The organism is Streptomyces sp. NPDC033270 (genome assembly GCF_055576575.1).
The window spans coordinates 1-8,606 of the sequence record NZ_JBVIRA010000031.1 but is presented as its reverse complement, the minus strand read 5'-3'; the positions used below and the strand labels follow the sequence as shown (position 1 = coordinate 8,606).

The following is an 8,606-nucleotide window of genomic DNA, read 5'->3' as shown; positions in this document are numbered from 1 at the left end:
CAGCTGCTGGCTCTTTTTTCGTGTTGTTTGCCACCCTTCTCCTCCTTCCGCTGTGGGGGGGGGTGCTCCCCGCCGGGGGGTTGGGGAGGGGGGCCCCCCCCCCCCGCCCCCCCCCCCCCCCCCCCCGGGACCACCTCTATACATCGTGCGTATACACCAGCGATACACCCACGAGTAAGGTGGTCGGCATGTCAATCGGTCATACGCTGCTGGGCCTCCTGGAGTCCGGCCCCCGCCATGGCTACGACCTCAAGCGGGCCTTCGACGAGCACTTCGGCCAGGACCGCCCGCTGCACTACGGCCAGGTCTACTCCACGATGTCCCGGCTGCTGAAGAACGGCCTGGTGGAGGTCGACGGCGTGGAGGCCGGCGCCGGCCCGGAGCGCAAGCGGTACGCGATCACCGATGCCGGCGTCACCGATGTCGCCCAGTGGCTGGCCCGCCCCGAGAAGCCCGAGCCGTATCTGCAGTCCACGCTCTACACCAAGGTCGTCCTGGCGCTGCTGACCGGCCGCGACGCCGCCGAGCTGCTGGACACCCAGCGCGCCGAACATCTGCGGCTGATGCGCGGGCTGACCGAGCGCAAGCGCGGCGGCGACCTCGCCGACCAGCTGATCTGCGACCACGCCCTGTTCCATCTGGAGGCCGATCTGCGCTGGCTGGAGCTGACCGCCGCCCGGCTCGGCAAACTGGCGGAAGCGGTTTGCGCATGACGCCGGAGGGATCCCTGCTCGCGGCCCAGGGGCTGAGCAAGGCGTACGGCCCCACGCCCGCGCTGGACGGCGTGGAGTTCTCCATCCACCCGGGCGAGGTCGTCGCCGTCATGGGCCCCTCCGGCTCCGGCAAGTCGACCCTGCTGCACTGCCTGGCCGGGATCATCGCCCCCGACTCCGGCACCGTCCGCTACGGCGAGCGCGAACTGACCGCCATGAACGACGCCCAACGCAGCGCCCTGCGCCGCACCGACTTCGGCTTCGTCTTCCAATTCGGCCAACTCGTACCGGAGTTGACCGCCCTGGAGAACGTCGCACTACCCCTGCGACTGAACGGCACCAAGCGCAAGGAGGCCGAACGGCAGGCCCGCGAGTGGCTGGAGCGCCTGGAGGTCGAGTCCGTGCACGACCGGCGGCCCGGCGAACTGTCCGGCGGACAGGGCCAGCGGATCGCGGTCGCCCGCGCACTGGTCAACCGGCCCCGGGTGGTCTTCGCCGACGAACCCACCGGCGCCCTGGACTCGCTCAACGGCGAACGCGTCCTGACCCTGCTGACCGACGCCGCCCGCGACACCAGCGCCGCGGTCGTCCTGGTCACCCATGAGTCACGGGTCGCCGCCTACTCCGACCGGGAGATCGTCGTCCGCGACGGCAAAGTGAAGGACATACTGGCGGGCTTGATATGAGCCTGCTGCGCTCCCCCGCCGGCGCCGGCGGCGGGCGCGCGCGCACCGCGTCCGCGCCCGCCGAGCCGCCCGCCACCCCGCGCCGCGGCCCCGCCGTCTGGGCCCGCGACCTCCTCATGGGCATGCGGTTCGCGGCCGGCGGCGGCCGCGAGGGCTGGATCCGTACGGCGCTGACCGCGGCCGGCGTCGCCCTGGGCGTGGCCGTGCTGCTGCTCGGCTCGTCCGTCCCGGCCATGATGGACTCCTTCCACGGCCGGCAGCAGGACCGCGAGAACCTCGGCCAGCGCCATGAGCCCGGGCCCGCCGACAACACCCTGCGCTACACCTCGGTCGACACGACGTTCCGCGGTACCCCGATCCGCGGCCGGCTGGTGCGCCCCGACGGCGCCCATCCGCCCCTGCCGCCCGGCGTGGGGCACCTGCCCGGGCCGGGCCGGATGCTGGTGTCCCCCGCGCTCGAAAGGCTGCTGGACTCCCCCGAAAACGCCCTGCTGCGCGAGCGGCTGCCGTACAAGATCGCCGGCACCATCGGCGACCAGGGCCTGCTCGGCCCGCAGGAGCTGACCTTCTTCGCGCAGAGCGCCACCCTGGCCGCGCCCGACGGCTACCGCATCGACCACTTCGGCAAGAGCTGGGACCCCACGCCGATGCAGGCGCCCGCCGTGCTGCTGGTGATCATGACGTGTGTGGCGCTGATGACGCCGGTGATGGTCTTCATCGGGACGTCCGTACGGTTCGGCAACGAGCGCCGCGAGCGCCGGCTGGCCGCGCTGCGCCTGGTCGGCGCCGATGTCCGCACCACCCGCCGGATCGCCTCCGGCGAGGCGCTGTTCGGGTCGCTGCTGGGACTGGCCGGCGGCACCGCGCTGTTCCTGGGCGGCCGCCAGTTCGCCTCGGTGATCACGCTGTGGGACATCAACGTCTTCCCCTCGGACCTGACGCCGGGCCCGCTGGCCGCGGCCCTGATCGCGCTGCTGGTCCCGGCGGCGGCGGTCCTGGTGACCCTGTTCGCCCAGCGCGCCGTCACCGTCGAGCCGCTGGGCGTCGTCCGCGACCGCCCGCCCGTGCGGCGCCGGCTGTGGTGGCGGGTCGCGCTTCCCGTGGTGGGCGCCGCGGCGCTGGTCCCGCTGGCCTGGGAGGAGCCCTGGAGCGGCACCCCGCTGAACACCTTCCGGCTCGCGGCCGGTGCGATGCTGCTGCTGTTCGGCGTCACCGCGCTGCTGCCCTGGCTGGTGGACGCGGTGGTCGGCCGGCTGCGCGGCGGCCCGGTCCCCTGGCAACTGGCCGTCCGCCGCCTGCAGGTGAGCAGCGGCTCGGCCACCCGCGCGGTCAGCGGGATCACCGTCGCGGTGGCCGGCGCGATCGCGATCCACATGCTGATGACGGGGATGCAGGCCGGCTACGCCCACGCCTACGCCGAGTCCGGCAGGCTCCCGCAGATCGGCCTGTGGGGCAACGGCAAGGACTGGCAGCGGACCGAGCGGGCGCTGGCCGCACTCGACGCCACCCCCGGGGTGACCGCGGTCCGCGGCACCATCGACGCACCCGTCGGCCGGATGCCGGGCGCCGGCCGCCCCGCGCCCGACGCACCGCACTCCACGCTCGCCGTCGGCAGCTGCGCCGAACTGCGCAAACTGGCCCGCCTGGGGTCCTGCCGGGACGGCGATGTCTACCTCACCGACGCCCCGCGCCGCGACCCCGCCGCGCGGCCCGGCGCGACCCTCGACCTCAACGCCCCGTTCCTCCAGGACGACCCGGTGGCACCGCGCCCCTGGAAGATCCCCACCACCGCCCGCCCCGCCCGGCTCCTCGCGCCCGGGCCCGACCCCGACCGCCTCAACTACGACCTGCTGATCACCCCGTCCGCGATCGACGCCGCCCGGCTCAACGGCGGCACCATGGAACTGAAGGTCGGCTTCGACCGCGCCACCCCGGACGCGGTGGAACACATCCGCAACACCGCGGCCCGGATCGACCCGACGATGCATGAGTTCTCCGCGGTCGACAACCCGCATGACGAGCAGTACACCAGCGTCCGCGACGGCCTGTTCGTCGGCGCCGTGATCACCCTGCTGCTGATCGGCGCGGGCCTGATCATCTCCACCGTCGAGCAGCTCTATGAGCGGCGCCGCCTGCTGTCCGTCCTCGACGCGTACGGCACCCGTCGCGCCACCCTGGGCTGGTCGGTGCTGTGGCAGACGGCCATCCCGGTGGTGCTCGGCCTGGGCCTGGCACTGGGCTGCGGGCTGACGCTGGGCACGCTGCTGCTGTCGATCATCGACAGCGCGGTGGTCGTGGACTGGCCGGGGGTCGGCGCGATGACCGGCATCGGCGGCGGTGTGATCCTCTTCGTGACGGCGCTGAGCCTGCCGCCCCTGTGGCGGATGATGCGGCCGGAGGGGCTGCGGACGGAGTGAGCACGCCGACGCCGCCGGACCGAGACCCTCGACCTCACCCGCCGCGCCCCGACCGCCGGCGCGGTCGCCGTCCCGCTGCTCGTCGGCTGCGGCCTGCTCCTCACCGCCGTCGCGCAACTCCGCGAACGCGCCCGCCTGTTGTCCGCCCTGGACGCCCTCGCCCCCCCGCGGCGTCCTGGCCCGCTCGCTGCTGCGGCAGACCGCCCTGCCCGTCGCCCTCGACGCGCTCTCCCTCTCCCGCTGCTGTGGCGCCTGATGCGCCCCGAGGGCCTCCGCACGGAGTGATCATGGGAGATCATGTCTCCACAACCGGCGCCACCTCGGCGCCGAACGACACACGGGGGCTCCTCATGCGCGCACCGCGCCGACTCGTCTACTGCATCGCGTCCACCCTCGACGGCTTCATCGCCGGCCCGGACGGCGCCGATCCGACCGGCCCGGACGGCTTCTGGCCGATCGCCGAGGACTACCTGACGCACCTGACCACCGAACTCCCCGAGATCCTGCCCGCCCAGGCCCGCTCGGCCCTCGGCGTCACCGCGGAGGGCACCCGTTTCGACACCGTCCTCGAAGGCCGCCGCACCTACGACATCGGCCTGCAGGCCGGCATCACCGACGCCTACCCCCACCTGCGCCACCTCGTCTTCTCCCGCACCCTGACCGAGAGCCCGGACCCGGCCGTGGAACTGGTCGCCACCGACCCGGTCGCCAAGGTGCGCGAGCTGAAGGCCGAGGCGGGCAAGGACATCTGGCTGATGGGCGGCAGCGAGCTCGCCGGCGTCCTCTACCCGGAGATCGACCAGCTCCTGATCAAGCTCGGCCCCCTCACCATCGGAAACGGCATCCCCCTCTTCTCCCGGGACACCACCTTCGACCCGCGCACCTGGGACCTGACCGACCACACCGTCCTCAAGAGCGGCGCGGCCTTCCTGACCTACACGCGAGCGTCGACCGAGGCGTAGGACGACCCCTGGGGCGCCCGCTTACTCGAACGAGTGAACGCTGTCGTACAAGACGCGTGCGGGCGCCCGTGCCTACGATGATGACCTCGATACCGGCCACAAGGAGGCACTGTGTCTGCCGCAGCGGCCGAGCACCCCTGTGACGGTAGGCCCCCGACTCTGCTCGACGAGGCCGAGAGGCTCGCCGAGCGGATCCCCGGCTATCGAGTCGAGATCCTCGGGGGAGTAATCACCGTGACCCCGCCGTCCGACGGCGCCCACGGACAGTCGCTGACCGACCTCATCTTCGCCTTCGCCTCTTTGCACGGTGGCGAGTCGAAAGTGATCCAAGGCCTCGGCCTGTGGCTCCCGGGCGGCCCGTTCGACTTCGCGGTGCCCGACCTGGCGGTCGTCGATGCCGACTTCAGGGATCACCTGGTCCAGAACAACTGCTATGGCCCGGACACGTTCCGTCTGGTGCTTGAGGTCACGTCGTCCAACTACAACGCCGACCTCAAGATCAAGGTCGCCGCTTACGCCAACGCCAAGATTCCGATCTACGTGATCGTGGACCGCAAGCACAACCGCCTTCACGTCCTGCACGATCCCCTCGCCAACGGCTACGGCACACATCGCCTCTACGCCCCGGGCGAGCACGCCACCCTCCCCGACTCCGTCGGCGGCGCCGTCACCCTCGATGTCGCAGCGATCCTCATCGCCGCCCGCCCCTAAGGGTTCACCCTCCGCACCGACAGCCCCCGCAGCGCCTCCCGACGGGCCCTGGGGCGCCCGTCTGCCCGAACGGGTGAACGTTGTCGTACAAGACGCGTGCGGGCGCCCGTGCCTAGGAGGATGGCCTCGGCACCAGCCAACGGGAGGCATGCCATGTCCGCAGCAGCTGCCGAGGGTCCCTCCACGCCGGACCACAGGTCACTGACGCTCCTCGAACAGGCCGACCAGCTCATGGAGCAGCTCCCCGGCTACCGCGTCGAGATCCTCGGAGGCGTTCTCACCGTGACCCAACCCCCGGACTTTTCCCACGCGAAGGGGCTGTCCAGCCTGCGGGACACCTTTGCCGCGGCGGGACTGAACCGCGGTGAGACGCTGGTCCTCGAAGGTGTCGGCCTGTGGCTGCCGGACGGCCGGGAGAACTTCGCCATGCCCGACCTGTCCGTAGTGGACGCCGATGCCGAGGAACACATCATCGAGTACGAGTGCGTCGACCCGGCATCGTTCCGGATGGTCCTTGAGATCACATCCGGGAACTACTTCAACGACCTGCGCAAGAAGGTCACCGCCTACGGAGCAGCGAGGGTACCCGTATACGTGATCGTCGACCGCAAGCACGATCGGCTCCATGTCCTCACCGAACCCATCGAGGACGGCTACGCCGTACACCACATCCATATGGCAGGGGAGAAGGTCACCCTGCCCGAATCGATCGGCGCCGAGGTCACCCTGGACGTCGCGCAGGTGCTGGAAGACGCCAGGCGCCGCAGCCCACACGGAGCCTGACCCTCACCCCTTCACCATCCGCACCGGCAGCCCCCGCAGCGCCCCCCGCAGCGCCTGTGCGAACTGCTCGAACTCCTCCTGCCGGGCGGCGCCCGTGCGCATGGCCAGGGCGATCCGGCGGGACGGGGCCGGGTCCGCGAAGTAGCCGGTCGTGAGCTGGTCGTTGCGGGCGGTCTCCACCCGGAGCGCGGTACGCGGGAGCAGGGTCACGCCCAGTCCGCCGGCCACCAGTTGCACCAGCGTGGACAGGCCCGCCGCGCTCGTCGTCACGGGGGTGTTCTCGTCCCGCCCCGCCTCGCGGCAGATGTCCAGGGCCTGGTCGCGCAGGCAGTGGCCCTCGTCGAGCAGCAGCAGGTCCAGTTCCTGCAGGGCATCGCGGGGAATGTCGCCGCGGCCGCCGAGCCAGTGTTCCTTGGGGGCGACCAGGACGAAGTCCTCGTCGAACAGCGGGAGTTCGGTGACCTGGGGGACGCCGAGGGGGACGGCCAGCAGGAGCAGGTCGAGGCGGCCGTGGGACAGGCCGTCCAGGAGGGAGGCGGTCTGCTCCTCGTGCACCTGGAGGTCCAGGTCGGGGTAGGCGTCGTGGACCAGACGCAGCACGGCCGGCAGGAGGTAGGGCGCGACGGTCGGGATGACGCCGAGGCGCAGCACACCCGTGAAGGGGGCGCGGGCCGCCTCCGCCTCCTCCATCAGGTCGCCGACGGCCTCCAGGACCGTTCGGGCGCGGGCCGCCACCCGCTCCCCCGCCGGAGAGAGCAGCACCTTGCGGGTCGTACGCTCCAGGAGCTGCACACCGAGCGCCTCCTCCAGCGCGGAGACGGCCCCCGACAGCGCGGGCTGGCTCATGCCGATCTCGGCCGCCGCCTCACGGAAGTGCAGATGCTCGGCCACCGCGGCGAACGCCCGCAGCTGGGCCAGGCTGGGCTGGCGGGGTCGGCCGCCCTGACTCGGCGAAGCCACTGATAACCACCTCCGATCAACATCAACCAGTCTAGCTATTTCCCTGATCAATGCCAGCTGTGGCACGGTGTAACCCGTCCAAGCCTCAAGGAAAGACCGAAAGTCCCCACAAGGGGCTTTCTGCGTACAAGGAGAGCGTGTGCTCACTGTCGGTGACAAGTTCCCCGAGTTCGACCTGACTGCCTGTGTCTCGCTGGAGAAGGGCAAGGAGTTCGAGCAGATCGACCACAAGACCTACGAGGGCAAGTGGAAGATCGTCTTCGCATGGCCCAAGGACTTCACCTTCGTGTGCCCGACCGAGATCGCCGCGTTCGGCAAGCTGAACGACGAGTTCGCCGACCGTGACGCCCAGATCCTCGGCTTCTCCGGCGACTCCGAGTTCGTGCACCACGCCTGGCGCAAGGACCACCCGGACCTGACCGACCTGCCCTTCCCGATGCTCGCCGACTCCAAGCACGAGCTGATGCGCGACCTGGGCATCGAGGGCGAGGACGGCTTCGCGCAGCGCGCCGTCTTCATCGTCGACCAGAACAACGAGATCCAGTTCACGATGGTGACCGCCGGCTCCGTCGGCCGTAACCCCAAGGAGGTCCTCCGGGTCCTCGACGCCCTCCAGACGGACGAGCTGTGCCCGTGCAACTGGAGCAAGGGCGAGGACACCCTCGACCCGGTCTCCCTGCTGGCCGGTGAGTGAGACCCATGGCTCTCGATGACCTGAAGTCCGCGGTTCCGGACTACGCCAAGGACCTGAAGCTGAACCTCGGTTCGGTGATCGGCAACAGCGACCTGCCGCAGCAGCAGCTGTGGGGCACGGTGCTCGCCTGCGCGATCGCCTCGCGCTCGCCGAAGGTGCTGCGCGAGCTGGAGCCCGAGGCGAAGGCGAACCTCTCCGCCGAGGCGTACACCGCCGCCAAGTCGGCCGCCGCCATCATGGCGATGAACAACGTCTTCTACCGGACCCGGCACCTGCTGTCGGACCCGGAGTACGGCACCCTGCGCGCCGGTCTGCGGATGAACGTCATCGGCAACCCGGGCGTGGACAAGGTCGACTTCGAGCTGTGGTCGCTGGCCGTGTCGGCCATCAACGGCTGTGGCATGTGCCTGGACTCGCACGAGCAGGTGCTGCGCAAGGCCGGTGTGGACCGCGAGACGATCCAGGAGGCCGTGAAGATCGCGTCCGTCCTGCAGGCCGTCGGCGCCACGCTGGACGCCGAGGCCGCGCTCGCCGAGTAATCGGCAACGCGACGCAACGCTCATACGAAACCCCGCGGGACACGGTCTTAGGTTCTAGTGGTCGTTGCAACACCCCAGCACAAGGGGTGCGATGGACTTCGAGATCCGGCAGAAACGGACGGTCGCTCAGGGGCCCAAGAG

The 8,606-nt window shown here is 70.9% G+C and carries 9 protein-coding genes; 8 read left to right on the top strand and 1 reads right to left on the bottom strand.

The features are described 5' to 3' along the window. Positions 1–188: 188 nt before the first annotated feature. The 6 genes from ACZ5XZ_RS32890 to ACZ5XZ_RS32865 all read left to right on the top strand — a co-directional run bounded on the left by ACZ5XZ_RS32890 (position 189) and on the right by ACZ5XZ_RS32865 (position 6,272). On the top strand, positions 189–713 hold the full coding sequence (locus ACZ5XZ_RS32890) for a PadR family transcriptional regulator (RefSeq protein WP_468984791.1): 525 nt from the start codon (positions 189–191) through the stop codon (positions 711–713). Beyond that, complete coding sequence (locus ACZ5XZ_RS32885) at positions 710–1,399, top strand: ABC transporter ATP-binding protein (RefSeq protein WP_468984789.1); 690 nt, start codon at positions 710–712, stop codon at positions 1,397–1,399. Before ACZ5XZ_RS32890 ends, ACZ5XZ_RS32885 begins: the two co-directional genes overlap by 4 nt. Further along, positions 1,396–3,816 (top strand): FtsX-like permease family protein, encoded by a 2,421-nt coding sequence (locus tag ACZ5XZ_RS32880; RefSeq protein ID WP_468984787.1) that lies wholly within the window; start codon positions 1,396–1,398, stop codon positions 3,814–3,816. The genes ACZ5XZ_RS32885 and ACZ5XZ_RS32880 overlap by 4 nt, the downstream gene beginning before the upstream one ends. Positions 3,817–4,166: 350 nt before the next feature. After that, entirely contained in the window at positions 4,167–4,778 is a 612-nt protein-coding gene (locus ACZ5XZ_RS32875; protein WP_468984919.1) for a dihydrofolate reductase family protein, read from the top strand. Positions 4,779–4,889: 111 nt separating this feature from the next. Further along, positions 4,890–5,489: a Uma2 family endonuclease gene (locus ACZ5XZ_RS32870; protein WP_468984784.1), complete on the top strand. Its 600-nt coding sequence runs from the start codon at positions 4,890–4,892 to the stop codon at positions 5,487–5,489. A 153-nt stretch (positions 5,490–5,642) separates the two neighbouring features. Continuing rightward, the gene (locus ACZ5XZ_RS32865) at positions 5,643–6,272 is read left to right on the top strand and encodes a Uma2 family endonuclease (RefSeq protein WP_468984782.1); all 630 of its coding nucleotides are present in this window, start codon (positions 5,643–5,645) and stop codon (positions 6,270–6,272) included. Between the two features lie 3 nt (positions 6,273–6,275). Here the strand turns inward: ACZ5XZ_RS32865 and ACZ5XZ_RS32860 are convergent, their stop codons facing one another. Further along, positions 6,276–7,232, bottom strand: a complete 957-nt coding sequence (locus tag ACZ5XZ_RS32860) for a hydrogen peroxide-inducible genes activator (protein ID WP_468984779.1) — start codon at positions 7,230–7,232, stop codon at positions 6,276–6,278. Positions 7,233–7,371: 139 nt separating this feature from the next. On the opposite strand from ACZ5XZ_RS32860, the gene ACZ5XZ_RS32855 reads away from it, so the two are divergent. Both ACZ5XZ_RS32855 and ACZ5XZ_RS32850 read left to right on the top strand, forming a co-directional pair. Further along, positions 7,372–7,926 (top strand): peroxiredoxin, encoded by a 555-nt coding sequence (locus ACZ5XZ_RS32855; RefSeq protein WP_384432384.1) that lies wholly within the window; start codon positions 7,372–7,374, stop codon positions 7,924–7,926. A 5-nt stretch (positions 7,927–7,931) separates the two neighbouring features. Beyond that, positions 7,932–8,465 (top strand): alkyl hydroperoxide reductase, encoded by a 534-nt coding sequence (locus ACZ5XZ_RS32850; RefSeq protein ID WP_384432387.1) that lies wholly within the window; start codon positions 7,932–7,934, stop codon positions 8,463–8,465. Positions 8,466–8,606: the final 141 nt, after the last annotated feature.